The 23,643-nt window shown below is 42.2% G+C and carries 28 protein-coding genes and 3 pseudogenes; 13 read left to right on the top strand and 18 right to left on the bottom strand.

Annotated elements, in window-relative coordinates:
• The first annotated feature begins 85 nt into the window (after positions 1 to 85).
• Positions 86 to 802 (top strand): 3-ketoacyl-ACP reductase, encoded by a 717-nt coding sequence (locus D3H55_RS09235; protein WP_119546623.1) that lies wholly within the window; start codon positions 86 to 88, stop codon positions 800 to 802.
• A gap of 36 nt (positions 803 to 838) precedes the next feature.
• Here the strand turns inward: D3H55_RS09235 and D3H55_RS09230 are convergent, their stop codons facing one another.
• Positions 839 to 1,573, bottom strand: coding sequence for a hypothetical protein (locus D3H55_RS09230; RefSeq protein ID WP_119546622.1), 735 nt, complete (start codon positions 1,571 to 1,573; stop codon positions 839 to 841).
• A 42-nt stretch (positions 1,574 to 1,615) separates the two neighbouring features.
• On the opposite strand from D3H55_RS09230, the gene D3H55_RS09225 reads away from it, so the two are divergent.
• The gene (locus D3H55_RS09225) at positions 1,616 to 1,843 is read left to right on the top strand and encodes a hypothetical protein (RefSeq protein ID WP_119546621.1); all 228 of its coding nucleotides are present in this window, start codon (positions 1,616 to 1,618) and stop codon (positions 1,841 to 1,843) included.
• Here D3H55_RS09225 and D3H55_RS09220 read toward each other — a convergent pair.
• A complete protein-coding gene (locus tag D3H55_RS09220; RefSeq protein WP_119546620.1) occupies positions 1,830 to 2,312 on the bottom strand; it encodes an Hsp20/alpha crystallin family protein in 483 nt (160 codons plus the stop codon). The genes D3H55_RS09225 and D3H55_RS09220 overlap by 14 nt on opposite strands.
• A 67-nt stretch (positions 2,313 to 2,379) precedes the next feature.
• On the opposite strand from D3H55_RS09220, the gene D3H55_RS09215 reads away from it, so the two are divergent.
• Together D3H55_RS09215 and D3H55_RS09210 are read left to right on the top strand one after the other, a co-directional pair.
• Positions 2,380 to 2,622: a hypothetical protein gene (locus D3H55_RS09215; RefSeq protein ID WP_119546619.1), complete on the top strand. Its 243-nt coding sequence runs from the start codon at positions 2,380 to 2,382 to the stop codon at positions 2,620 to 2,622.
• 12 nt (positions 2,623 to 2,634) lie between these two features.
• Positions 2,635 to 2,868, top strand: a complete 234-nt coding sequence (locus D3H55_RS09210) for a hypothetical protein (RefSeq protein WP_119546618.1) — start codon at positions 2,635 to 2,637, stop codon at positions 2,866 to 2,868.
• Positions 2,869 to 3,160: 292 nt separating this feature from the next.
• Here the strand turns inward: D3H55_RS09210 and D3H55_RS09205 are convergent, their stop codons facing one another.
• The 4 genes from D3H55_RS09205 to D3H55_RS09190 all read right to left on the bottom strand — a co-directional run bounded on the left by D3H55_RS09205 (position 3,161) and on the right by D3H55_RS09190 (position 6,078).
• Positions 3,161 to 4,015, bottom strand: a complete 855-nt coding sequence (locus tag D3H55_RS09205) for a cupin domain-containing protein (protein ID WP_119546617.1) — start codon at positions 4,013 to 4,015, stop codon at positions 3,161 to 3,163.
• Between the two features lie 153 nt (positions 4,016 to 4,168).
• Complete coding sequence (locus D3H55_RS09200) at positions 4,169 to 4,384, bottom strand: hypothetical protein (RefSeq protein WP_119546689.1); 216 nt, start codon at positions 4,382 to 4,384, stop codon at positions 4,169 to 4,171.
• A gap of 101 nt (positions 4,385 to 4,485) precedes the next feature.
• On the bottom strand, positions 4,486 to 4,998 hold the full coding sequence (locus tag D3H55_RS09195) for a GNAT family N-acetyltransferase (protein ID WP_119546616.1): 513 nt from the start codon (positions 4,996 to 4,998) through the stop codon (positions 4,486 to 4,488).
• Positions 4,999 to 5,256: 258 nt separating this feature from the next.
• Entirely contained in the window at positions 5,257 to 6,078 is an 822-nt protein-coding gene (locus D3H55_RS09190; protein ID WP_119546615.1) for an STAS domain-containing protein, read from the bottom strand.
• A gap of 285 nt (positions 6,079 to 6,363) precedes the next feature.
• On the opposite strand from D3H55_RS09190, the gene D3H55_RS09185 reads away from it, so the two are divergent.
• Complete coding sequence (locus D3H55_RS09185) at positions 6,364 to 7,221, top strand: manganese catalase (RefSeq protein WP_119546614.1); 858 nt, start codon at positions 6,364 to 6,366, stop codon at positions 7,219 to 7,221.
• A gap of 137 nt (positions 7,222 to 7,358) precedes the next feature.
• A pseudogene (locus D3H55_RS24895) lies at positions 7,359 to 7,454 on the top strand (YjcZ family sporulation protein); the annotation flags it as partial.
• A 559-nt stretch (positions 7,455 to 8,013) separates the two neighbouring features.
• Here the strand turns inward: D3H55_RS24895 and D3H55_RS09175 are convergent.
• On the bottom strand, positions 8,014 to 8,217 hold the full coding sequence (locus tag D3H55_RS09175; protein ID WP_119546612.1) for a zinc ribbon domain-containing protein: 204 nt from the start codon (positions 8,215 to 8,217) through the stop codon (positions 8,014 to 8,016).
• 145 nt (positions 8,218 to 8,362) lie between these two features.
• Between D3H55_RS09175 and D3H55_RS09170 the strand changes: the two genes are divergently transcribed.
• Both D3H55_RS09170 and D3H55_RS24155 read left to right on the top strand, forming a co-directional pair.
• Entirely contained in the window at positions 8,363 to 8,734 is a 372-nt protein-coding gene (locus D3H55_RS09170) for a hypothetical protein (RefSeq protein ID WP_119546611.1), read from the top strand.
• A 135-nt stretch (positions 8,735 to 8,869) separates the two neighbouring features.
• Entirely contained in the window at positions 8,870 to 9,007 is a 138-nt protein-coding gene (locus D3H55_RS24155) for a hypothetical protein (protein WP_168413017.1), read from the top strand.
• Positions 9,008 to 9,460: 453 nt separating this feature from the next.
• Here D3H55_RS24155 and D3H55_RS09165 read toward each other — a convergent pair whose 3' ends face one another.
• The 4 genes from D3H55_RS09165 to D3H55_RS09155 all read right to left on the bottom strand — a co-directional run bounded on the left by D3H55_RS09165 (position 9,461) and on the right by D3H55_RS09155 (position 11,603).
• Positions 9,461 to 10,330 (bottom strand): cation diffusion facilitator family transporter, encoded by an 870-nt coding sequence (locus tag D3H55_RS09165; protein WP_119546610.1) that lies wholly within the window; start codon positions 10,328 to 10,330, stop codon positions 9,461 to 9,463.
• Positions 10,331 to 10,452: 122 nt separating this feature from the next.
• Positions 10,453 to 10,587, bottom strand: coding sequence for a hypothetical protein (locus tag D3H55_RS25210; RefSeq protein WP_276310220.1), 135 nt, complete (start codon positions 10,585 to 10,587; stop codon positions 10,453 to 10,455).
• Positions 10,584 to 11,150: a P-loop nucleotide/nucleoside kinase family protein gene (locus D3H55_RS09160; RefSeq protein ID WP_119546609.1), complete on the bottom strand. Its 567-nt coding sequence runs from the start codon at positions 11,148 to 11,150 to the stop codon at positions 10,584 to 10,586. The genes D3H55_RS25210 and D3H55_RS09160 overlap by 4 nt, the downstream gene beginning before the upstream one ends.
• A gap of 36 nt (positions 11,151 to 11,186) precedes the next feature.
• Positions 11,187 to 11,603, bottom strand: a complete 417-nt coding sequence (locus tag D3H55_RS09155; RefSeq protein ID WP_119546608.1) for a hypothetical protein — start codon at positions 11,601 to 11,603, stop codon at positions 11,187 to 11,189.
• Positions 11,604 to 11,980: 377 nt separating this feature from the next.
• On the opposite strand from D3H55_RS09155, the gene D3H55_RS09150 reads away from it, so the two are divergent.
• The 3 genes and pseudogenes from D3H55_RS09150 to D3H55_RS09135 all read left to right on the top strand — a co-directional run bounded on the left by D3H55_RS09150 (position 11,981) and on the right by D3H55_RS09135 (position 15,644).
• Positions 11,981 to 13,450, top strand: coding sequence for a spore germination protein (locus tag D3H55_RS09150; RefSeq protein WP_119546607.1), 1,470 nt, complete (start codon positions 11,981 to 11,983; stop codon positions 13,448 to 13,450).
• A pseudogene (locus D3H55_RS25485) lies at positions 13,380 to 14,548 on the top strand (GerAB/ArcD/ProY family transporter). The gene D3H55_RS09150 and the pseudogene D3H55_RS25485 overlap by 71 nt, the downstream one beginning before the upstream one ends.
• Complete coding sequence (locus tag D3H55_RS09135; protein ID WP_119546604.1) at positions 14,532 to 15,644, top strand: Ger(x)C family spore germination protein; 1,113 nt, start codon at positions 14,532 to 14,534, stop codon at positions 15,642 to 15,644. Before D3H55_RS25485 ends, D3H55_RS09135 begins: the two are co-directional and overlap by 17 nt.
• A gap of 37 nt (positions 15,645 to 15,681) precedes the next feature.
• On the opposite strand, the gene D3H55_RS09130 is transcribed toward D3H55_RS09135, so the two are convergent.
• The 5 genes from D3H55_RS09130 to nagA form a co-directional block, all read right to left on the bottom strand.
• Positions 15,682 to 16,284, bottom strand: a complete 603-nt coding sequence (locus D3H55_RS09130; RefSeq protein WP_119546603.1) for a histidine phosphatase family protein — start codon at positions 16,282 to 16,284, stop codon at positions 15,682 to 15,684.
• A 124-nt stretch (positions 16,285 to 16,408) separates the two neighbouring features.
• A complete protein-coding gene (locus tag D3H55_RS09125; RefSeq protein ID WP_119546602.1) occupies positions 16,409 to 17,146 on the bottom strand; it encodes an SIS domain-containing protein in 738 nt (245 codons plus the stop codon).
• A 17-nt stretch (positions 17,147 to 17,163) separates the two neighbouring features.
• The gene (locus D3H55_RS09120; RefSeq protein ID WP_119546601.1) at positions 17,164 to 17,892 is read right to left on the bottom strand and encodes a GntR family transcriptional regulator; all 729 of its coding nucleotides are present in this window, start codon (positions 17,890 to 17,892) and stop codon (positions 17,164 to 17,166) included.
• A gap of 52 nt (positions 17,893 to 17,944) precedes the next feature.
• A complete protein-coding gene (gene nagB, locus D3H55_RS09115; RefSeq protein WP_119546600.1) occupies positions 17,945 to 18,679 on the bottom strand; it encodes a glucosamine-6-phosphate deaminase in 735 nt (244 codons plus the stop codon).
• Positions 18,680 to 18,683: 4 nt separating this feature from the next.
• Complete coding sequence (gene nagA / locus D3H55_RS09110) at positions 18,684 to 19,877, bottom strand: N-acetylglucosamine-6-phosphate deacetylase (protein WP_119546599.1); 1,194 nt, start codon at positions 19,875 to 19,877, stop codon at positions 18,684 to 18,686.
• A gap of 458 nt (positions 19,878 to 20,335) precedes the next feature.
• On the opposite strand from nagA, the pseudogene nagE reads away from it, so the two are divergent.
• Together nagE and D3H55_RS24890 are read left to right on the top strand one after the other, a co-directional pair.
• Positions 20,336 to 21,699, top strand: a pseudogene (nagE, locus tag D3H55_RS09105) (N-acetylglucosamine-specific PTS transporter subunit IIBC); the annotation flags it as partial.
• Positions 21,688 to 22,221, top strand: coding sequence for a PTS sugar transporter subunit IIA (locus D3H55_RS24890; protein WP_240628534.1), 534 nt, complete (start codon positions 21,688 to 21,690; stop codon positions 22,219 to 22,221). The pseudogene nagE and the gene D3H55_RS24890, both read left to right, overlap by 12 nt.
• A 321-nt stretch (positions 22,222 to 22,542) precedes the next feature.
• Here the strand turns inward: D3H55_RS24890 and D3H55_RS09100 are convergent, their stop codons facing one another.
• A complete protein-coding gene (locus D3H55_RS09100; protein ID WP_240628533.1) occupies positions 22,543 to 22,995 on the bottom strand; it encodes a GyrI-like domain-containing protein in 453 nt (150 codons plus the stop codon).
• A 48-nt stretch (positions 22,996 to 23,043) separates the two neighbouring features.
• Complete coding sequence (locus D3H55_RS09095; protein WP_119546597.1) at positions 23,044 to 23,568, bottom strand: cysteine hydrolase family protein; 525 nt, start codon at positions 23,566 to 23,568, stop codon at positions 23,044 to 23,046.
• Positions 23,569 to 23,643: the final 75 nt, after the last annotated feature.

Genomic DNA, 23,643 nt, shown 5'->3' with positions numbered 1-23,643 from the left:
TACACAGCACATTTCTTGATTTCAGAGGCAATTCAAGTGAAAATTCTGTAGAGTGAAAACTTCATGATAGAAAGGAAGAGTTTAAATGGAATCATTGAAAGGCAAATCAGCGCTCATCACCGGTGCAGGCCGTGGAATCGGGCGCGCTGCAGCAATTGCTTTGGCTAAAGAAGGAGTCAACATTGGACTGGTTGGATTGACCATGGGGAATTTGGAGAAGGTTGCAGAGGAACTTTCACAGTTTGATGTCCAGGTTTCCGCTGCGACGGCCGATGTCTCTGATTTGGAATCAGTCAATCATGCAGTGGACCATATTAAAAGTGATCTTGGTACAATTGATATTCTCATTAACAACGCGGGTACGGCAAAATTCGGCGGATTCCTTGATTTAGACCCTGAAGAATGGGAGAAAATCATCCGTGTCAATTTGATGGGTGTCTATAATGCAACAAGAGCTGTCCTTCCGGAGATGATTGAAAGGAAAACGGGAGATATCATCAATGTATCCTCTACTGCCGGGCAAAAAGGAGCCCCTGTCACGAGTGCCTACAGTGCATCCAAGTTCGGAGTCCTCGGTCTGACAGAATCCCTAATGCAAGAGGTTCGAAAGCATAACATCCGAGTGACGGCTTTGACACCGAGTACGGTTGTGACTGACCTGGCCCATGAAAACAATCTCCTGTCAGGCAATACAGAGAATGCGATGCAGCCTGAAGACCTTGCCGAATTGATTGTTTCCACACTTAAATTCAACCGAAGGGTCTTTATTAAATCTTCAGGAATGTGGACCACAAACCCATAACCCATTAATCCCCTCGGAATGTTTTCCGGGGGATTCTCAATCATCAATTACAATCTCTGTTATTTCTTCTTCTCCGTCCGGCTGTTGATCATCTTGGTTGTCGTCCGATGATACTTCCTCTTCCTCCTCTTCTTCCTTTCTTTTTTTGAAACCGGTCATTCCTTCCAAGAAGTCTTCTGCAAGATCTTCAGGTATCATTCCTTTCCCATAGGTCGCTCCAATGTTCAAAAAACCGCTGAGATTTTTCACGCCAAGGTGAGGAATAGTATTATTCATTTCATATTTATCAATCATCATCCGTTCAATCGTGATATCCTGATAGACTACTTGACTTTCGTTTGAATCAGATGGCTGTGCTGTTTGGTTTTTCAAGTTCACCAATTCCTCGGTAATTGACTCAATTCTGTTCTTCTCTCTTAACAATTCTTCTTTTAAGAACATCACTTCTTTTTCTAGCGTTTGCAGTTGTGCATACTGATTGTCCCATTTTCGGATGTGTTGAGCGACCTCGAAAGAGATCATGCTTTTCACCTGTTTTAACAGGTCCTTGTGCAAGTCCTGGCTTTCGTGTGCTGACTTTCGTTCGGCAGACCTTTTCACTCCGGAAGTTTGATTGTTCAACATAGAATGAAGCCTGCCCTCGATTGCCTTGAAGCGCTTCATTGTGACATCGAGAGAATTGATTCTTTTTACTTCCGATTCCAAACTGTGGATTCTTTGGGGGATATCGTCATGTTTGCTGTTTCCTGTGAATATTCCTCTTATAGGCATTTTATCACCACACAAAAATTATTTGTTTTCAGGAGGAGCATAATGAACAAGACCCGTATCAATCTTTCCTTTACCAGTATCAATTCATTGGGTAATGCATGTTCGGTGTCACTGAGCAGGATTTGCAGCCGCAATAAAAATGTTGTCAATAAACGCAATGAAGGTTTCGGTGAGGAAAACGGCGACCATGTTAAGGTATTCAATGGCAGCCATTGGGTAGATGACCGGGATTTAACGGATGCAGATTCCAAAAAGTTCAATCAATATTGACTCTTTCTTCTGCAGCATATTTCATTGGATAGGTCAGCACCAGCAGCCCGTGGTTATAACGTGCTCTTATTTGACTGCCATCGGTGGGTTCCGGCAGATCGAATGTCCGTTGGAATTCGCCGTAGTTTCTCTCATTTTTGAACGTTGAGTCAGGCCTGAAAGGAAGCCGGAGCATCCCTTTTATCGACATCCTCTGTCCGCTTACCGTCAATTGGATATCCTGCTTATCAACCCCGGGAACTTCAATCATGATGACAACCTGGGCATCCACAGTGAAGATATCAACCGGAGGATATTCAATAGCGGCATTTTGCTGCTGCTGGTTGTGAGGTTTGTGTTGCTGCGAATCGCTTGCGAACTCATTCATAAAGTTCTTTGCTGTATCTTGATCAAAGACGTTGTTCCAAAAATCGCCAACCTGGTATTTCTGAGCAATGTCCATCCACTGCTTCAATTTTTCAAAATCCAAGACTTTCCCTCCTTCTCTTCATAAATGGCAGAACCCTTAATATATTTGTAAAAAGGGGGTAACCATCTTGGCGGGCAGCTCTATTAATATTAATATTTATTTGTTGAAGATTAATTCCTTTGAAAATGCTTCTGCAGTGAATATTGGACAAAATCTATTGGCTGAATGGCATAATTCCGATAAGAAAAATCAAGGCTATGGACAAAACTTCGGAGATGAAAGCGCGTTTATGGGAACCAGGAGCTTTGTGGATGATAAAGATCAAATCGACTCACCATCCTCCTTTCAATCACTGCCTACAAAATTATAAAGGGGTGTATTTATGTTCACTAGTCCTGTTGTCATCAATATGGTCGGCATCAAGGCAAATGCCATCGACCGCGGATCGTTCATCAGTCTGGGGCCCACACAGCAGATAGATGTATTTCTCTCTATAAAGTTAAACTATGGGTATGGGGAAGAAACTGGAGACGGTGTTTTCTTCAATGTACCGTTGAGTATTGTAAATGACCAGGATGTCAGTGACAGCAACTCAGTTAAAAACAGTTTATTGTAGTGTTTGATACCTGGTCTGAAACCGCAATCTTCAATAGGAAGTGACAGATACTTAATAAAATATGCTGGGACAAAACCTTATAAAAGGCTCTCTTTGCAAAGTTTTAAAAAATTTTGGGACGGGTAAAAAATGGTTTTCTGCTCAGGTGCAATCCGTCTGCGTTCAGGAAAAGCGGTAAAAAACCCTGATAATCTGAATAAACCGCATGACGTCAAGTGTATAACCTTGACGCCATGCGGTTTTAATTTCGTTTATTTCTACTTAGATCAATTTGTTTTGCCCCAGCCTTTTTTTATCCCTCTGCTGCCATCGCGTCCGCTTTCGTCTCATGGATTGTTCCGAACGGGTGTTCCGGTGGTGCGTAAATAGCATAAACCTTCATAGGCGTACTTCCTGTATTCGTGATGTTATGCCAGGTCCCTGCGGGTATCATGACGGCATAATCGGCAAAAGCCTGCTCCTGGAAAGTGAGATTGTTTTGTGTTGCTCCCATTTGTACAAGACCTTGTCCTTCTTCTATTCGAATGAATTGGTCAGTTTCCGGATGTACCTCCAGCCCTATATCGTCACCAACATCGATGCTCATCAAGGTCACTTGCATGTGCTCCCCTGTCCATAGTGCGGTACGGTAAGTATCATTTTCCGTTGTTGCTTTTTCGATATCGACCACATAGGGCTTTCCGCCATTATCCTGTATCCTGCCGGCTGATTCCGCCATTAGGTGTTGAAGACGTAGGGCATTCTCCCTCTGAGCAGTAAAGGCGTGTAGAATGGTGTTTCGGATATAGTCGTCCTGCAGGATATAGTATTGATTCCGATACTCCTCCGAATTTTCAAACTCTGCTTGAAAGGCTTTTTCTATTCCGTTTGTGTAGCCCTCATACTCTATTTTCTCGATATCATAATGCGGTTGGACTCCTGAGCGCTGTTGGTGAAGTATGGTGAACTGATTCAACTGTGATCTCTTATTCTGTAATGAATCAGACAGAATTCTTTGGTGCAATTGATTAGGTGCTTCCTGGATCAGGTTAGTATACAAGTCGATGACTTCAGCGTTTTTCTTTATGATCAAAGTGAAATCTTCAGCTGTGTAATCATCTATCCTCTGGCTGTTTTCTCCATCTTGAAATGGGGTGAAATTGTACATGTATGTCCAGCTCCTTCCAAGGTTTTACAGATTATCTTATGCCTTTTGGGCTGAAATGTACGTATTCAAGCTATATAGTTTCTAACAAAGGAATGGATGAAAATCCGGACATAAAATCAGGCAGCTCATTTCCCTTAATGAACTGCCATCACTTTATCTCTTTTTCTTTTTCGAGAGATCCACAGCCGCCTTCTTGCTTACAGACTCAAGGCTGACATGGACTGATACCCTATTTGTATCGTCGTATTGTATACTTAGCACCTTGGCTTTCCTGCCCTTGATTTTAAATTCTTCACCTTCCGCCGGCACATGCTGCCTCAGTTGATGCAGCAGAAGATTTCTGTTTTCATAATAATAGACAATATACATGATATCCCCCTGCTTCATATAGGATGAAATTCCTCTTCACCACTATATGAACCAAAAGTGGAATAGATAACGAAAGGCAATAAAACATTCTTTGGAACTTTTTATTTTATCAATATCTCCCTGATATCCTTCCATCCATACACCAGTTCGGGAATTCTTTTACCGGCTATTTCAGTTTCGATGGTGTCTATGATTCTTGCGCCGAGGAATTCATAAAAGTACCTTGAGGGATTTTCCTGTAGAACGACAACAGTCACAGCAAAGATCTTTTGTTTAACAAGCTCTTTCACAACTGGTTCAAGAAGCCCCTTTCCCACCCCTCTGCGTTGGTTTTCTTCATTGACATAAATAGCGTAAAGCTCTCCTTCATATGCAGGATATTTATTAGAACGCTGAGTGCCGGCACTGGCAAATCCGCAGATTCCTTCACTTTCAGCTACATAAACAGTTGCTCCTTGAGAAAGGATTTCCTTCCATTTATGTTCCCTGGACTCATATGTCATTGAATCCAGAAACACATCCGGTACAATTCCTCGATAGGTTGTATTCCAGGTATCAACCTGTACCTTTGCAATTCCCAATGCATCTGCAGTGAAGGCTTTTCTGACTTTCATGAATATTTCCCCCTAAAGATTTTCAAAATTAGTGTTAAAAATGCTGTTTTCACATTTATTGCTGCCTCCGAAAAAATTCCAAGAGCCGGTTTACCATGTTCAGTGAGCTTTGTTTCCCAAAAATAAAGAGATGCTCTTTTCTATCCTGTTTACTGAGGATTTTGCGGTGAATTGCCAGGATATAGTTGAAATTTATTCTAATCAGCAGCAAAAATTACGAAAAAACAAAAAAAGACGCACCCCTAAGTGGCGCGTAAACTATGAATTTAAGCTTTCCAATGCTTGTCTAACACTTTGATAGGAGTTAACACCCACAGCCCCGACACCAATTGATACTGCCGTATATGCGAGCTTAGGTGAAATCCCTGTGGAAATCACTTGAATTCCAAGGAGCTTCAGCATGGATACTGCGTTATGAATACTTCTCGCAGCCAGCTCATCAATTTCACAAACTCCGGAGAAATCCATGATCAAATAGTTGATCTTTAAGTTATTGACTTTCGGCAGGACGGAATCAATAAGATGATTGGCCCTGTGTTCATCAAGCCTTCCGACCAGTGGGACAACAGCCATATTTTCAGTGAGCGGCACGATGGGGAAGGAAATGATATCGATTTCTTCTTCGAAGCCTTCCTTCACTTTCGCATTGTATTCTTCGAACGCTATCACCGTCTTTTCCAGGCTGACATCGAGCATTCTGTTAATTTTTTTTAAGACAAGGGTGTACTCTTCGGTTGAAAGTTGATAATGATAAGCCCATCGTGAAACAAAATCTGTAAAGATTTCCCTCGTCGGAGGGTACCGCAGGATGATTTCCGATATCTTTTTGTTGGCAGATACTTGTGCATAAGCATTCTGCTTACTCCATTCAATCAGTTCTTCTGGAATGTCCATGTTTTCTGTTTGAAGTGAAAGACTAAGAAATTCCAACAGATCCTGATACATGTTGATCGCCCGTCCAACCTCCACATCCGAAAGGGATAAGTTCATTTTGAGGATGACTGAATCCACAATATCATTGGCGATCTGAGTGTTTTCAGCTTTGAGAAATGCAGCAAGTTTGTAAATCGTAGTTTTCAATGCAGCTGCCCCTTTGGTTTTTTATTTGTTATAACAAATTTACCACAGCTTGTTTAAGGAAGGAACACATTTTATGATTCATTTTTGTGATGCCGGCTTCCCTAAGCAGAGATCTTTCCCGTGCTTCATTATTACTTTTAACTGGTTGTTACAGCTCAGGACGGGTTTCAAATCCGGATATCCTTCACTGGCAATTCCCAAAGATCTCCCCGCTGGAGGACAAACACACAATCTCATTTCTCCAATACCATAATAGGAATCTTTCTTTAAAAGGAGATATGCCCAATGTTTTACCATGTAAAAGAATTGCAATATCAAGCAAAGCCGGATCGTCCTGACCCCTTGTTTGCCAAACAGCTGCAGGAAGTCCTTGGCGGTCAATTCGGTGAAATATCCGTTGCCCTTCAATACTTATTCCAAGGGTGGAGTGTCAGAGGGAACGGTAAATATAAAGACTTATTGATGGATACAGGTGCAGAAGAACTTGCACATATCGAAATGCTTGCGACCATGATCGCAAGACTGCTGGAAGGAGCACCTGTAGGAGATCTTGAAGTTGCCGCCAAAGATCCGATTATTGGCGCGATACTCGGAGGAATGAACCCTCAGCATGCGATTGTTTCGGGATTAGGCGCCATGCCGGCGGATAGTGTCGGAAACAGATGGACAGCTGATTACATCATTGCTAGCGGCAACCTGCTGGCTGACTTCAGGGCCAACTTGAATGCTGAATCACAGGGCCGCCTTCAAGTGGTTCGGCTTTACGAGTCTACAACGGACCGCGGGGTCAAGGATATGCTCTCATGGCTGATTGCAAGGGATACCATGCATCAAAATCAGTGGATAGCGGCAATCAAAGAGCTGGAGGCGAAGGAAAATGTCGTCGTGCCGAGCACTTTTCCTAGGGAGTTGGAAAAGCAGGAAGTTTCCTATACCCTCTTCAATCTTTCCAGAGGAAACAAAAGCGCTTCGGGAAGATGGGCGAATGGACCGAGCATGGATGGTCTAGGTACCTTCAATTACGTTGAAAATCCTGTTCCGCTTGGCCAGAAGCCTGCCCTGAGCCCGGCTCCTTCCTATATCCATGACACCCTCCCTTCTGTTTTGAAAAGTGATGTCATGCCTCCGCCGAATATGTGTTAAAGGGAAGTGCGGATAATTACCCGATCCCTGCGGCAGCAGGCAAAAAAACGGGCAATGGTTTCTTTAGAGGCTTTTGCCCTTACAATCTCAAATATTAAACATATACTATTCCATCTCTATGAAAGGAGGTGGCCTACATGAGTGGCACTGGAGGTTATGGAGCAGGTTTTGCTCTGATTGTCGTGTTGTTTATCCTTTTAGTGATCGTTGGTTCTGCTTACGTTGGCGGAGGTTCTGGCGGTTACGGCGGCGGCTGCGGCGGCGGTTATGGATATGGAGGCGGCTGGGGCTGGTAATGTAAATTCTTTGGACATAAATAAAAGGCAGGTCAACTGACACCTGCCTTTTTGATATGGATTTTTGCTCCTGTACTTCAGCTGTATACCTTGTATTAATCACCTTCTTCAAAATGAATGCGATGTAGATGCAGGCCGGAGGTAAGGCAGCTTGAAACGTCCTATCATGAATGGATTTTTAAAAAAGGGTGCCGGCCAGGAGGATAAATACATATATTAGTGTCCATATTGTCTTGGATAGAAAGCTGGAATGCATAGCCAGCCCTTCCTTTAACCTCTCTCCTGCTGCTGTTGAACATATAAACCCAAAGATCATGAGGATGAATTAGATCGGCTTAAGAATTTCCGGTGAACCTAATTGCTGTCCAAAATTCAAATTCATATGTGGAAAGTAAAAGATCAGCATGTGAAGATTGTATTTTACTACCCATTTCATGGCAGTTCCCTTTTATATTGGACGGTTTCAATTAGTATAAAGTTCTGTAAAAGGACTTCTTCATCCAAAAAACAAGTCTAATATATTTGAAGATGATGAGGAATTTTTATTATAAAACTCTGAATAACCACACCCCTTACAGTACACCACAATAAACTGGTTGTTCTGGATATCGAACATTTTTGAAAGGCCGGTCCCTGTCATAGCGACTTCTTTCTTTGCGGCATCGGTGCTTCCACACTTTATGCATCCTGGATTTTCCAAATGTTACCCCTCCCTTTTCCTAGTTTACTTTATATACGGATTGTATTGGAGAAAGTTCCTGATTATTTAGGAAACCATGAAACAATTCAAGTGAATGTACAGTTATATAGATGAAGGATTAGTTAAGCATCAGAGGAGGATTATGATGGGGAGACAAAGAGATTTTCGAAGCATCCGATTAATCATTGCAGGAGTTATGGCTTCCTCCCTTTTTCTAGGCGGCTGCCGCTTGGAAACAGGGACAAACAACGAAGTGAAAATAAGCAGTGATGAAACGGGAAGCCAGGCTTCTGCTGAAACAACCGGCGGCATGGTAACAATGGAAATTTACAACCAATTGGATAAAGGTATGAGCTATGAGGAAGTCAAAGCAATTATTGGATCAGAAGGAAAACCGATGACAGAACCTGGAGATTTAAATGCTGCCTATATATGGGACGGCGAAAATAATGCCTTTTTAAGTGTTCAGTTCAAAAAGGACAAACTATCAACTAAAACCCAGGTTGGGTTAAAATAAATAACGGCTACTTGAGCTGCCTGCTTATGGTGCTTGTTTTTATTCACAACAACAAGGGTATAACTAAATCATCGGCGACCCCCGCAAACAAGATATTCATTTCGAATCATCTAGAGAAAGGACCGGTGAAATTGCATGAAAACACGCATCACTAAGCTTACCTATGATGAAATCGATAAATTACTTGAACCAGCAGATAATGATATGTTGAACGATATTAACTGGAAGTTTGTTTCTGAAGAAGAAATTGAAAACCTTTTACAAACCCCTTGACGGTCTTCGTTCAAGGGGGATTTTTCTGTAATGGCTTTTTGCGGCCGGATAAATGTGCTTTTGGGGTTATTGCTTTGGCAATAGCACTTAGAACGAGATTGCTCTGCGGGTGCACTTCAAATCGGTTCTTTTAGAAAGGCTGTAACAGCAAAATATTGGTATATTATTCTGCACCATATTGCTTTTCGTCTTATTATCTTCTCCCCGCTCAGCGATTACCTGCTCCAATAAAATTCCCTTGCATACGCCCGCCTGCCGCCTATTTCGCTTCTTCATCAACATTTTCAATAGGAATACTGCTGACAGCAGCCCTGAAATCAAACATAAATTTGAAAGGGCAGGCTTTTCTTCCTGCCAATGAACCGTTTTAATAAAAGCGAAGGGTAATGAACAAGATGAATATAAGCCGGAGTTTTTAATTGGAATACCGTGTAAAAAAATGGTTTTTTCGACTTAATTCGGTTCGACATGAACATGTACATCATAAATATCATGTGTTCCCTTCAAATAATCTTCAACCCTGGTGGAAATATCATGTGCACCACTTATGTCCAGAGTGGAGCTGACTAGAATGACCACATCCACTACTGTATTGTTTCCATAAGATCTGGCCCTGATGTCTTTCACACCTTTGACACCGTAGACGTCCAATACAGAATCGTGATACGTCTTTAATTTTTTTTCATCGTAGCCATCCGTTAAATAATGGGTGGACTCACGGAAAATGTCCCAGGCTGTTTTGCAAATTAAGAAACCGACAACAGCAGCTGCCACGGGATCCAGCCAAGTCAGGTTGAATTGTGAGCCTATTATGCCAACCGCTGTTCCGATACTTACCCACGCGTCGGAAAGATTATCTTTGGCTGCCGCCATCACTGCATGGCTGTTGATCCGTTCAGCGATTTTTTTGTTATAACGATAGACAAAAAACATGGCTGCGGCGCTGAAAATGCCTGTCCATGCTGAAATCATGTCAGGTGCATGTTGTTTCCCTTCAATTACAGTTGTCACTGCCCCTATCAGGACCTGTATTCCCACGGCCATCATAATAAAGGAAGCTACGAGGGAGGCGATCGTTTCTGCCTTCCAATGACCGTAAGGATGGTCATTGTCCGCTGGTTTCTGCGACCACTTCAAGCCGATCAAAACAGCAGCGGAAGCAATGATATCTGTGGTATTGTTCAAGCCATCCGCTTTAAGTGCTTCGGAATTTGCTGTATATCCAATGAATAGCTTAATGATCGATAATATAATATAGGCGATGATGCTGACAATTGCCGCTCTCTCTCCTATTTTCAGGTCTGCATATTTTTGTTTTTCCATTTGAGCTTTCCTCCACTTCAGTAACCACTATTTATACTACCAAGCCTTTACTGAGTGGGTCTATAGCAACGTTCTTTCCTTTTCCTTACTTAATCGGGAGAACGAAACAAAGTTTCGCTGTGTCAACTTTTCATGTTTCTGCGATCCGGCTTTTCATTATTTTTTTCATAATCCTCAGCGGCTTTGGACCAATAACCGATGGCTAACCAGGAAATGATCGTCAAAATAGGGATCGACAAAATAGCAGCAAGCTTCATCTCCTGTCCATTCCTCCCCCTCTTTCATGTATTTGAAGAATTTCATTTATCACCTGTTCCGTGTCTTGAGGTTCACTGATGACAAAGAAATGATCCGCTTCTTCCCTGCCCGGCTTTTCTACCGAATCCTCATTTTGGCGTTTCAGAACCTCAGCAAAAGTGGAGGCACTTCTGAAAATCCTTGTATTCCGATTGCTTTGTTCTATACGCTTTAAGAGGGTTTCATCGGGAATCTCGAAGTTTACAAGGATTGAGGTGAATCCCCGCTGGTGAAAATAATCGAGCATTCTACTACGACCCCGAGGATGCCGGTTGGAATTACAAAGTATCATATGATAGTCTGTCCGGTCTGCAGCAAAGTCGAGTATGGTCTGTGAGATTTCATACTTAAAGGTGTTTGGTCCTTCAGGGGGAAGCAATTTTGGATAAAAAGTATTAATGAATTCAGCTTGATGATCCTGATCGATGACCACGGAATGATCAAGCTTTTCCTCCAGCTTTCTCGCAAAAGTGGATTTTCCGCTGTGTGTTTTACCTGCTGTCAGGATGATCAGTCTTTCCATAACTGCACCCCTTCCTGTGATATTGGAATTGAATTATTATGATCCTGCACCGATTGATTCAAAATGCGTTTCTTTTTCATTTTTGATAACGTTCAGATACTCATATTTTCTGTCCAATTGAATGAGGTATACTCTTCCGATGGTTCCTGGCTGTGAATCCTTCAAAGGTTTATCACTGAGTAAAATAGTTAACTGATCACCTTCTCCTTTAACCTCTGCTGCTCCAAAACCTCTTCCTTCACCAAGGAATTCTTCGCTGAGAAAAAGATATTTTCTGTTCTTTTGTTCGAAGATATAAATCCCGCTTCCAGTCCCCTCTTCAGCGACAGCCACTTCTTCCATAAAGCTTTCCACTTGTGCAGGTACCTCCTCGAGATCCAATTCAGAAATGGAAAGGTCTCTAGTAAAGGTTCCGCGGCATCCCATAAGAAAAATTAATAATAAGATAAACACTGATATTCTCCTCACAGTTCCACCCCTTCGTTTAGAAATTTGAAGCTTAAATTACAGACGAATAGAACATGGATAAAGTTTCAAAATGTGCATCTCTTTCAGGGATTACCATTAATCGTATTTCGCGATTCCGAGTTCTGCTGAATCGGTCTCAGCAGGAATGAGTCCTCTTAATATTGCCTGACAGGACAATTGCTTAAGGTTTTTAGAGAGAATTGTAAAGCCTATTTTCGGTTTGGCTTCCTCAATCCGGCCATTGTTCAATTCTTACTATGTTTTTCCCTGGAGGTACAATTTCCCTACTATATTAAATATTATTAATAAATCCTGCTTTTTTGGAAAAATAAGTAACAAACACTAAAAGGGTGATCATCCACGTGAAAAAGCAGAAGAAAGAGTTTATGAACCCTGCCCTGACCGATATGATTCAAGTCATTGAGCAAAGTGATGATTTCAGGACCTTCGAAACAAAGGTATGTGACCAATCAGCCACTATCCTCTACCTGGAAACCCTAGTGGACCGAAGCGCTCTATTTCATCATATTCTTGATGTATTTAATCAATCCCCTAAATCAATCGAGGAACTCTTGGAAACATTGGCACCTGATTTGCTTGCCACTCCCTCAGAATTGACCAACGCACTTTTGAAAGGCAGGTTCGGTATTTTCCTAAAAGATCTTGAAAAGATTTATGCCATCAATCTGCCCAATTCAGCCGACCAAAGCAGACCGGTTGGAGAACCAGATAATGAAGTCATCATCCGGGGGGCACACGACGGTTTTGTTGAAAATTTTGATGTCAATATTTCAATTTTGCGGCGCAGGATTCAATCAGAGGATTTGCGTGTTAAATATGTGGAACTTGGCAATGTTACCAAAACAAAAACAGCCATCATTTATTTGGAAGGACTTGCAAACCAGGATATTGTGAAGGAAATTGAGAGAAGATTGTCTTACATTGATATTGATATGGTAATAAGCCCTGGATATATTGAGGAATTCATTGAGGATAGTGCATTTTCCATTTTCCCGCAAATGTTGAATACTGAGCGTCCGGACAGGACAATGGCCGCTGTAAATGAAGGGAAAATAGCCTTGATGGCAGAAGCTTCTCCTACCTGCTTGATTTTGCCTTCTACATTTGTTTCCTTTTTTCAATCACCAGATGACTATAACAGCCGCTGGGTGCCAGCGACATTTATACGATTCATCCGTTTCTTCAGTGTCATAATCGCCCTGACACTTCCTTCTATTTATATCGCGGTCATAGGCTTTCATTTTGAAATCACTCCGCATGAACTGGTTTTGCCTCTGAAGGCATCTGTAGAAGGAATTCCCTTCCCTCCGCTCATGGAAGCGTTCATTATGGAGGTAACGTTTGAATTAGTCAGGGAAGCAGGGGTACGGCTGCCCAAGGCAATCGGACAAACCATCGGGATTGTAGGAGGACTTGTAATCGGCGATGCAGTAGTCAGTGCAGGATTGATTTCCAATATCATGATTGTCGTTGTTGCCATAACAGCAATTTCTTCATTTGTAGTACCAAATAATGAGATGCGTTCCACCATCAGGCTGCTCAGATTCCCATTGATGGTTATTTCATCACTTTTTGGTTTAGTCGGTTTGGTGTTTGGACTCATATTCATCCTGATTTCCCTTGTTAAGCTGGAGTCTTTCGGTGAACCATACTTTGCACCCTTTGCTCCATTCCGTGTCACTGAACTTAAAGATACCGTAATCCGCGTTCCCTTATGGATGATGAATAAACGACCGAAGAATGGGAGGCCGCTCAGGCTCAGAAGACAAGGGACCGTCAGAGGGTGGAAAAAGACTAATGAATTCAAATAAAGTTACCAAGGGCCAGCTGTTCATGCTGCTTCTTCAAACACAAATAGGCATTGGCATTCTTTCGCTTCCTTACGATGTATCCCAAAAAGCGGAATCAGATGGCTGGATTTCCATCCTCATTTCCGGAGCAGTGATTGAAATTCTGATGATCATGTACCTTTTTCTTTTCATTAAAGGGAAAGTGGACAGCTTCCATTCTCTTATTCAATCTTTGCTTGGCAAATGGATGGGCTCTCTCATTAACAGCCTATATTTTCTGTACTTCCTCACAATTGCAATGCTGATTTTGACTCTTTTCAATGAGATCATCGACATTTGGGTACTTCCCAGGACACCTAATTGGATCATCGCATTCATGTTTGTAATCCTGGGATTTTACTTGGGAAGAGAAACTCTTCAAATTCTTGCACGTTTTAATGTGTTGGCAGCACCTGTGCTGGTCATCATGTTCTTCCTGGTCAGTTATGCATTAAAAGATGCTGAATTCCTATACATGTTTCCTTTAGGTGCAGCAGGTATAAAAATATTGCAGCCGCCAGTAAAGAGGCACTTTTAGCAATGCTTGGATTTGAAATCCTGCTGATCATGCTGCCTTTAACCGATGCAAAAAACAGTGAAAAGTTTAAAATGTTCACCCTGTCAAATCTTGTACTGACACTGTTCTATTGTTATGTGGCGATAATCAATTTCATGTTCTACAGCCCTGAAGAATTGAAAATCGTTCCGCAGCCGATGATCTACATCCTGAAGTCATTCTCTTTTGAAATAATAGAACGGACCGATCTCATATTTGTCAGCATTTGGGTTGTGACGGTCTTTACTTCGTTTGTCAATTACTATTTTATGGCTGTTGTCACTGGCAAGAACCTGATCAAATCAGTAAAAATCAAAAAAAAGCTTCCGCTTATGATTACTATTTTAATAATGACAGTGAACCTTTTCATTAACGAAAGTGACAGTTACCTGGTCGATAAAATCAGTATGTACATCACTGCTTCAAGTTTCGTATTTATCATAGGGATTCCTGTCATGTTGTTATTCGTTGCATTAGCCAGGAATTTCTTAGGAATGAGGAAAACAAATGAAGAAAGTCGTTGAATTATTCGTGATTTTCTGTACCCTCTTTCTATTAACCGGATGCTGGGACCAGATCCTTTTGAAGAATACCCGATTGATACTCGCTGCAAGTTTTGATAAATCCAGTGGAGGAAGAGTTGTTGATGGTGTGACGACGCCGATTATCTCTTCTGCAGGACCTGAAAACCGAAAAGAATCGGTTGAATTATTGGTAGCTGAAGGCCTCTCTCCGAGGGATGCCAGGTTGGAGATAGACAACAAGACATCTCAAAAACTAGATGCATCCAAACTTCTGGTCCTGCTGATAGGATCGGAAATGGCCAGTGAAGATATTTATTCCGTTATGGATGTTTTCTACAGGGATCCCAAAAGTGCGTTGAGTGCAAAAGTTGCAATAGTGGACGGAAAAGGTCTGGATGTACTGGAAAGCACCACGCAATCAAGCCAGCGACCTGGTAATGTCCTGACAGATCTTATTAACAGTGCTGAGAGTATTTCATCAGTATCTAAGGAAGATATACAAAGTATATGTGCTGAGATGTTTGATACAGGTGTGGATTTTTTGGTTCCCTACCTCAAAATATTACCCGGTGAGGAAGTGAAGGTCGATGGGATGGCAATGTTCCATAATAAGTCCTTCTCCGGGATGGTCCTTACTCCGGAAGAATCCAGGTTGTTTCTCCTATTGAAAAACAAAACCGGAAAATCCATCCCTTTCACATACAAGCTGGAATATAAAGGGAAGGAAACCTTTGTTTCGTTTAAAGTAAAATCTTACAAATCAAAGGTAAAAGTGATTGCTTCAGATAATAAGATTAAAGTTCCTCTCCGTTTGGAGGTTGATGTGAAAATAGATGAATTCCCTGAGGATGCACTTTTGGAGACAGCAACAGTCAAGGAATTGACCAAGTTGATTACAGACCACTTCAATGAAGATGTCACAAGGGTGATCAAGAAATTACAGGAAGCTAATTGTGACGGGCTGGGAATCGAAAATCGGCTTCAGGCTTTCCACCCGGATGTATGGAAAAAGGCAGATTGGAATAAAGAATATAAGAACGTCTCATTCCAACCTGAAATAAAAGTGAAAGTAGTCCAGCATGGAGTCATAGATTAAGAATCTTTAACACACTAAAGCGGTGAGGGACAGTCCCTCACCGCTTTAAAGTGCTGAAGGAGTCAGGGCATTCCATTTCAATCCACCCTGTTTCTTTAAGGAAATCGTCTCTTGTAAAGGTGGTCCCGCTTAATAACTGCCTGTATGAGGTGATTGTGCCATCATGTGAGACAATGAAAACCCGTTTCTTCCCCTGGTCTCTGCACCACTCCATGAATCCAATCGCCAATTTTCGGAACTCCTCCTCTTCCATTGTATTAATCCCTTCTTCCCACAATTCATTGGACTGTTCCATATCGAAGCTGAATGAAGGAAAGTCGTCCCGAATCTGACATTTTGTCAGTAGTGTATCACAGGGGAGGGTGTTCCATTCTGGTTTCTGCGGAAACATCCTCGGTGAAACAAGAGGGCTGGCCACCTTGCTGCACCTTACTTCATTACTAAAGATTGATGCGGTCTCAAGAGTACGTCTTACCGGACTGGCGATTATTATATCCTCTTCCGTTACGTTAAATTTCTTTCGTAATTCAGCTGCCTGTGACTGCCCGTGAAGTGTCAATCCAGGGTCATTAAGCTGCAGGCTGCCGGGTAAGTCCAATGTATGCTCACCCTGCCCATGCCTTATAAAAATCAATTTCATCTAACGTCCTCCCGTTTCATCAGTTATATCTTTAGTTTAACGCAAAATGAACGGAAAAACCTTCTGTCAAGAAACCAAAAAGGCACCCTCTATATAACAAGGATACCCTTTGATTTATTCGGTATTACAGGACCAGCATCGGAATCCTGTCTTTGTACTGCTCAATCAATAATCGGTTATGTTCTTCAGCTCCATCAACATTCCCGCTCTTGAATATAGGAGGCCGGAAACCACTCTTGATCATCTCATCCACCGCTTCGGCCATCATCCCATTGGCAATGGCCGTGCCGATGACCGTAGAGCCCGTCCCAAAAGGAGTCTCGAGTTCATCAGCTTTCATGAGTGCATCTCCGACCTCCACATGGTTGTCTATTACAAGATCAACAGAATCAGATAAAAAATGGCCGGAATGATGCCGGGATGACTGAGTCTTTGAATAGCGCAGGGAAGTAATCCCGATTACGAATGCGCCACCCGACTTTGCCATTTCCGCTACATCTATCGGGACAGGATTTCTTCCGGATGTTGAGACAACAATGACTACATCATTTGAACGTATATCGACGTGTGACATGATTTTCTCAGCAAATTGCTCATCTTTCTCCAACTGGGAAGAACGGACAGCTCCTTTATGAAGCATTACATCTTCTACTAAAATAGGGCTTATCGGGACCAGTCCACCCGCCCGATAAAATAATTCTTCTCCGATTATATGTGAATGTCCGCATCCGAACACGTGGACAATCCCGTTTCCCTGAATACATCCTGCAATTTTGCAGGCAGCCTTCTTTATGGATTCTTTTTCGTTTTCTTCCACTTTATTCAATAAAGCCTTAAGTTCACGGAAGTATGAATGTAACAACCAACGTCCTCCTTCCTTTACCTGCTCATTTGTATCTTGAATTTATAACGGTCCGCACGATAAGAAGATTTTACATATTCAACAGGGGTTCCATCAGCAAGATAAGTGTTTCGCTGGATTCGCATGACCGGAGATCCCTCCTGCACCCCGAGGAAGGCTGCTTCCATTTCATCAGCCGCCGAAGATTCAATCACTTGGGATGCATGGTTGATTTTAAGGTTCAGTGTTTCCTCAATATATGCATATAAAGATTGATTGACGATTTTCTCTGTCAATCCTTTTATAAAGTTGGCGGAAATATAGTTCGTTTCTACAGCCATCGGCATTTCATCTGCCAAACGTATCCTTTGTATTTCATATACAGGTGCATACTCTTGTAAGCCAAGTTCGCCAGCAATCTCCATTGCTGCAGGTTTGATCTCGAAGCTCACTAATTCACTGCCTGGTTTCATGCCCCTTGATTCCATATCTTCGGTAAAACTTGTCAATCCCTGCAGTGCTTGTTCAATCTTTGGCTTCCTTTCAGCAACAAACGTCCCTCTGCCCTGTACACGATATAGGTATCCATCATTAACAAGTTGTGTGAAAGCCTGTCTAACTGTCATCCTGCTGATTTCAAATTTCTCTGCATACTCTCTCTCGGCTGGGAGAGAATCACCCGCTTTAAGCTCACCTTTATCGATAAGCTCCTTTATTAGTTCTCCAAGCTGGTAATAGATCGGGATGGGGGAATTTTTCTTGACCATCTTCCGTTACCCTTCCTTTCTGCCTGGCGGTTCCAGTCACGTTAAATGTTTGCTAATTTCGTACCTTTTCAGGAATCGCAGCTTCATCTGCAATAATTGTAACACATGGATGATTCTTCAAGACAGATGCAGGAAAACGTTCATCGACTTCCCCCTCAAAAAGCTTAACCAATGCCTCCTGTTTTCTTTCACCGGAAACCAATAGCAGGATTTCTTTGCTTTTTAATATAGTAGAGATCCCCATGGTGATTGCTTTAGAAGGAACTTCCTCCTGGCTGGCGAAATATCTTGCATTAGCTTCTCTAGTGGAAGGTGCGAGATCGACGATATGCGTACCGGTATTAAATGAAGTACCCGGTTCATTGAAACCGATATGTCCGTTGCTTCCAATCCCCAGAACTTGAAGGTCGATTCCGCCGTGCCTTTCAATTTCCTGTTCATAAAAAATACATTCTTTTTCCAAGTCTTCAGCATTCCCTTGAGGGATGTGAGTATGTGAAGCGTCAATATCGATATGGTTAAACAGGTTCTCATTCATATAATAGCGGTAGCTGTTCGGGTTTTTCCCGGAAAGGCCGACATACTCATCAAGATTGAAAGTTGTTACATTTTTATAAGAAGTAAGGTTCTTCTTGTGGTCTTCAACCAAACATTGATACGTCCCTACTGGTGTTCCACCTGTGGCGAGACCGAGATTAATAGCGTGTGCATTGCGGACTTTTTCAATAATGAACTCCGCGGCCCTTCTGCTCATTTCCTGATAGTCTTTTACTTCTATTAATTTCATGGGTCTATTCCTCCTTCTTATATGCGAGCCTTCCTCTGCAAAACGTCATGACCACTTCCATTTCTTCATCCAGGATGACAATATCTGCATCTTTTCCATTGTGTATGCTGCCTTTGCGGTCAAACAGGTTCAATTGCTTTGCCGGATTGGCGGAGGCCATTTGGATAACGTCATGTAGTGAACAGCCTGTATAATCCATCATATTCTTAACAGCACTCCCCAATCTTAAAATGCTCCCTGCAAGGGTTCCATCTTCAAGGACTGCTCTGCCGTCTTTTACCGTGACAGACTGCCCTCCCAAATCATATTCCCCATTTTTCAAGCATTTGGCACGCATGGAATCGGTAATCAGAATGACCCCTTCACTGCCCTTTTGATTGTATGCCAGCTTGATAACCTCGGGGCGGACATGGACACCGTCTGCAATCAGTTCCGTCTTTAATTCTTCATATAAAAAAGCTGCTCCCACTACACCGGGTTCGCGATGATGCAGTCCACTCATTTGATTGAATAAATGAGTTACATGGGCAGCGCCTGCCAGAACAGCTTCCCTTGTTTGTTCAAAGGTTGCATCAGAATGACCGATCGATGGAATGATTCCATTTTCTTTTAAATGACGAATCAGTTCCAGACCCCCAGGTTGTTCGGGTGCCAGTGTCACAAGTTTAATCGTATGATTGGAAACCGTCTGCCATTTAGAAAATAATTCAGCATTCGGTTCAGTGATATGTTCGGATGGCTGGGCACCCGCACGTTTAGGATTGACAAAAGGTCCTTCTAAATGAATTCCGACTGCTTCTGATTTTCCTGCGCGCTCTTGGTTCTTGATATAGTCACCGGCATTCTTCAATGCTTTTTCAATTTCATTGCTGCTTTGTGTAATGGTTGTTGCCAGAAAGCTTGTTGTCCCCTCACCAGGGAGAGAATCAGCAATTTTTTCCAAAGCCTCAGGAGTGGCATCCATGACATCGGCTCCATTTACACCATGAATATGGACATCAATAAAGCCCGGGATGGCTTTACAGCCTGAAGGGAATTCGACCGATTTCTCCTGTCCATCTTCTATAAGATCTTTTATATCTCCGTATTCGATGATACCTTTGCCCTCTATTTTTATATATCCTTTGTCCACTACCCCATTTTCGGAATAGATTTGAAGGCCCTTAAGCAAAATAACATCAGTATCTTTTGGACTCATATTCATTCATCCTTTCAGTTGGGTGGTGGCCGGTTCAATTATGCATCTATATCTTATCATCACCAAAATATAGTTGTCTATACCAATTTAAGTGGATTTTTAAAAAAAACGGTTGGTATTCACGGTTACTAGTTATTACAAGGTGTTACTGTTTTATTATTTTAAAATAATGGTATAGACAACTGTATTTCATGGTGGTAAGATATCCATTGTTAGAAAAACGCTTTCAAAAAGGCTCTTTTCGTTAACTTTGTTGCTATTCAATATAAATTTCAATAAATACCGTGGTATATCGTCGTAAATACCCCTGTGAGAAGGAAAGAAAAGAGCTGCTCGTTTTTTTTCGAGAGTAAAACCTTTATATACAGGGGGAAAATCCGGTACCTGGGATTTTTCCGTAAGCAACAATATATGCGAAAACAGCCTTCAAAAAAAGCAAAGTAAAAGGAGAGTGTATCATGTTAGGTTTTCTACAACGCATTGGTAAATCGCTGATGCTCCCAATCGCTGTTCTGCCGGCTGCAGGACTGCTCCTTCGGTTCGGACAGCCTGATTTACTGGATATCCCGTTCATTGCGAATGCGGGCGACGCGATATTTGCCAATCTTGCACTTATATTTGCTATCGGTGTCGCAATGGGCTTTGCGAAAGACAATAATGGTGCCGCTGCATTGTCCGGTGCCATCGGGTACCTCGTTTTGACCAATGGAGCTGAAGCACTGGATGAGACGATCAATATGGGCGTCCTTGGCGGGATTATTACAGGTATCATTGCCGGTCTTCTATACAATCGATTTCATGATGTCAAGCTTCCTGAGTGGCTTGGATTCTTCAGCGGCAGGCGGTTTGTGCCGATTATAACATCAGTGGCAATGGTTCTTGTTGCCGGCCTTGCAGGGTTGGTCTGGCCGCCGATCCAGGCAGGCATTGACGGCCTTGGCAATTGGATCATAGACATGGGTGCAATCGGGTCAGGAATATTCGGTGTCTTAAACCGCTTGTTGATTCCATTAGGCCTACACCATGTTCTGAACAGCTTATTCTGGTTTGAATTTGGTGAGTATGCCGGCAAGTCAGGCGACATCGCCCGTTTCTTTGCCGGGGATCCGACTGCCGGCGGGTATATGACCGGATTCTTCCCTGTGATGATGTTCGGTCTTCCTGCAGCAGCTTTTGCCATCATTGCAGCAGCAAAACCTGAAAAAAGAAAAGCTGTTTCGGGAATGTTCATCGGTCTCGCCCTCACTTCTTCCTTACAGGAATCACGGAACCGATTGAATTTTCGTTCATGTTCGTTGCTCCATTGCTATATGGGGTACATGCTCTTTTAACAGGGATTTCCATGTGGTTGACCTCCATGCTCGGAATCAGGGACGGATTCACTTTCTCAGCTGGGGGTATTGATTACCTTTTGAACTTCAATATTGCTGAAAAACCACTTCTGCTTTTATTAATTGGTGTCATATATGCGGTCATTTACTTTGTGGTATTCTACGGATTGATTAAAGCCTTCAATCTGAAAACACCGGGCCGTGAGGATGATACCGAAGAAGCAGCGGATGTTTCAGCACCTGAGACGGGAACTGACAAATACGAACAGATGGCAAAACTCTTCATTACGGATATCGGCGGTAAAGAGAATATCACCGCGATTGACAACTGTGCAACCCGCCTGAGATTGAATGTAAAGGATATGACTCAAGTAAAAGATGCAGCTTTGAAAAAACATGGTGCAAAAGGAGTCATGAAACTGAATAAAACCAATTTGCAAATCATTGTCGGAACAGAAGTCGAATTTGTAGCTGACGCCATGAAAAGACTGGATGGCATTCCAGCAGGATCGGCGCCTGCTGAGGAACCAGCCTCTCCTGTTGAACAAAAAGGTTTGGCTCCATTAACAGATAAAGACTTTGTCGTACCGGTAGAAGGAACAATCATACCGATCACAGAAGTGGAAGATGCGGTCTTCTCACAAAAAATGATGGGTGATGGATTTGCAATAGTGCCATCGAAAGGCTCGGTCGTTTCTCCAGTAGATGGGGAAATCATCAATATCTTCCCTACCAAGCACGCCATCGGCATCAGATCTGTTCAGGGTTATGAAATTCTAATTCATGTAGGACTGGATACTGTTCAACTGAATGGTGAAGGGTTCAACCTGATGGTGGAGGAAGGACAGCAAGTATCCAAAGGGACAAAACTTCTTACGTTTGACCTGGACTTCATTGCAGGTAAAGCATCATCCACAGTTACACCGGTCATCTTCACAGACCTGCCTAAATTGAATGTCAAGAAGCTTGAGCAAGTAAAACAAGGAGAGAGCGGCATCATCTCTATAGATTAATGGAAAATAAGCAGTGTCCAATTGTTGGGACACTGCTTTTTCTATTTAGTTCCGTACCATGCCATAGTCTGTCTGTCCTGTGGATTACGATATTTTCTTCTGTCATCAATGAAATGGTTCCATTTTTTCACGGTTGGCAAAATGAATAAGACAGCGTATTTGGTCCTCTGCACAGCTGTCTGTTCATACTCCAAGCCTGGGAGTCAAAAAGTTTCGCATCCGTCATAATTGATGACTTCTTCCAGTGAATACATAGGAAGCTGATACACTACCTTATCAGCTTATTGCAGCCTATGTCAGGAACTGACTGGAATTTTGCCTTCACCCTTCCAGTGGTATTAAAATTTCTACTACCTCTTCCTCTTCTTTCTCGGTCAAATAGTAAATTTCGATTGGGAACGAGGATGAAAACCTTTTCTGGTTAAATCCTTTTTCTTTGATCCAGTCAAAAACAACTGTATAGGCATTATTGATCGTTCTGTTTGTGCATGTGACCCTGGCATATTTGGTAACGGGAATCTTGAATCCGCACATACCGGCAGGAATCGTATCCAAGGAAGTTACCTCAAGACATGCAAAATAGGTGGTCATGATCTCATTACTCATATAGGGACTGATTAAGACATTCTTATCGACAGCATTGGTCACCTGCTCTCGCTTTTCTTCGAAATCCTGCTGCACCCGGATGGCAGCTTCCGGAAATGAATCGGGAAAGTTTGCCGTTGTACTATTTCCAATAACAAGAAATTCTTTTTCAATCAAGTCACACGCCATAGTTTCCAAATACTTCCCCCCCATATTCTTTTTTTTGAATTATAAAAGTTATTGATGAAAATCAATTTCTTTGGAAGGCGCAACATCCGCAAACCATCCTAAGACACTATTGTGATGGTTAATAATATGTTGAGCTGAAATGTCTTTCGAATCCCATGTACTGTGAGCATCAGATATTACTGTTGCTTTGTATCCAAGGCTGAAAGCTCTGCGGCATGTGGTATCTACACAGACTTCTGTTTGGATGCCTGTAAGAAGTAAATGACTTATGTTTCTAAGAGCGAGTTCCTCATGCAAATTTGTATTTAAAAAGGAGTCCGGGGTTGTTTTTTGGATGACAATGTCTTCAGGTCCGGGTGTTATATCGCAATGTATCTCCCAGCCTTCTTTACCGGATTCCAATGTCTTTCCTTCAGGTGCGTTATGCTGAATATAGAAAATAGGCGTATTGGCATTGCGGGCATTTTCAATCAATATTTTCAGTTTCTTAAGGAGGTCCACTCCGTTATGTACTTCTTCTCCTTCTTTAAACATTCCTTTTTGAACATCTATAATGACTAAGGCTTCTCCCATGTCAATCTCCTTAAAAGTAATTGTTTTTTTTTCCTACACCTCCATTATAGAACAAATGTTCTGTATATTCAATCA

The organism is Bacillus salacetis, from assembly GCF_003581585.1.
GTDB lineage: Bacteria > Bacillota > Bacilli > Bacillales > Bacillaceae_B > Rossellomorea > Rossellomorea salacetis.
Note: the sequence above shows the minus strand (reverse complement) of the source record. Positions and strands in the feature narration are given on the sequence as shown.